The sequence below is a fragment of the Petrocella sp. FN5 genome, assembly GCF_029210395.1.
Lineage (GTDB): Bacteria > Bacillota > Clostridia > Lachnospirales > Vallitaleaceae > Petrocella.
Genome location: NZ_JARGDP010000167.1, coordinates 1 through 1681, shown reverse-complemented (window position 1 = coordinate 1681; position 1681 = coordinate 1). Strand labels below are relative to the sequence as shown.

The following is a 1681-nucleotide window of genomic DNA, read 5'->3' as shown; positions in this document are numbered from 1 at the left end:
TTAATTACATTTAAGACAGATTATCCAGGATTTTTCAGAAGGGATAATGCGTATCAATTCTTAAATTCAATGAATGACCTACATGTGATTGTAATGAAAAGATTCTCAGGTGCAAAGCCACCGGCTCTTGACATGACCGTGATAGGCACCAATAAAGTACAGTTTAAATATAGTTCTAAAAGAGGTATGTTTGATTATTTCCTGGGCCTTATGGAAGGTGTCAAATCGTATTTTAAAGAGAACTTTACCATGGTTGAGATGGGACGAAGTGATACCGAACTTACACTGGAAATTGAATTCGAATACCCTGTTGAAGTGATTCATAATTATACACTCAATCGATTATTATCATTTGGATTCATTAAAGATATATCCCTAAAAATAAGTCTGGCAACGATGTTGATGGTAGCTGTTTTAGGAACGATTATAAGTCTTTTTGCACCAGAAGTCATTGGACTAAGTGGTGTTGTTGGTTTTACATTATTATCAGGGTTGGCTTCATTAGTAAATGCAAAATGGTTAAATAAGCCTTTAAACTTGCTAAATAGGAGCCTTTCAGAGATGCAACAAAAAACATATAGCAAAAAATATATTGTATCTTCCAAAGATCAATATGAAGATCTATTAAAACAGATTGAAGCGTATAAAGATGGTTTAAAAATCGATTTTCAAGGTTATAACGGTATTGTCGATGAGATGTCTATTTTCAGTAAAACCATGGATGAAATATCAAAAAGTATGGCATTCACTTCAGATGAGATTGGTGATGTGGTGGAACAACTTGCCTATGCAGCGACCAGTCAAGCTGAGGAGACTGAAAGCTCAATTTATATGCTCAATGATAACATCAATGAGGTTAAACGTATTGCTCATGAGGAAAATGAGAATAAAGATGAGTTAGAGGTTTCGGTCAGGAAAATAGAAGATAGTTTTGATCATGTTGAAAAAACAGCCCATGAGATTCAAATTATTTTGAAACATTTTGAAAAAGTAAAAGAAAATGGCTTGAAATTAAAAGATAATGCTCAAGGGATTACCAACATCGTATCTTTGGTATCAGCTATATCACAACAGACTAATTTATTAGCACTGAATGCATCCATCGAAGCTGCAAGAGCTGGTGAGGCAGGAAAAGGTTTTGCAGTTGTAGCTGAAGAAGTGCGCAAGTTGTCAGAAGCAACCAATGATGCTGTAGGTAAGATAAACAGTAGGCTTGGAGATTTTGTAAGTGAGATTGGTCAGATGGTTACAGATGTGGATCATCAATATTCAAGTCTTGAAGACGAGAATGAAAAATTATCACATGCGGTTAGTGCTTCAGGAGTAGCTAAAGAAACCATACAAGAAGTGGCTAATAAAATGGTTGAAACATCAAAGAAACTAGAGACAGAGACAGAAGCAATTGCAAAAGTGTTTACAAACATGGAGTCACTTGCGGCCATTGCAGAAGAAAATTCCGCATCCGCACAGCAGGTGAGCGCGAATGTCACTAATTATACAGAACAGATTCACAATCTAAGTGGAAACATTAGTACGTTTAAAGGTATAACGGCAGGCTTTAGTGAAGATTTAAGTGTTTATAAGATATAGTGTTATAAGGCAAGCGTATGTGAACTGTGCGCTTGTCTTTTTTTGTTCTTAGTTTTGATTAGGAGTAATTCATCTAGACCGTCCCTAATCG

General features: G+C 35.6%; 1 protein-coding gene. It reads left to right on the top strand.

Going from position 1 to position 1681, the window contains the following annotated elements:
• Positions 1-1590 (top strand): methyl-accepting chemotaxis protein (locus tag P0N36_RS15215; protein ID WP_275843734.1); only part of this gene is annotated, 1590 nt, incomplete at its 5' end.
• Positions 1591-1681: the final 91 nt, after the last annotated feature.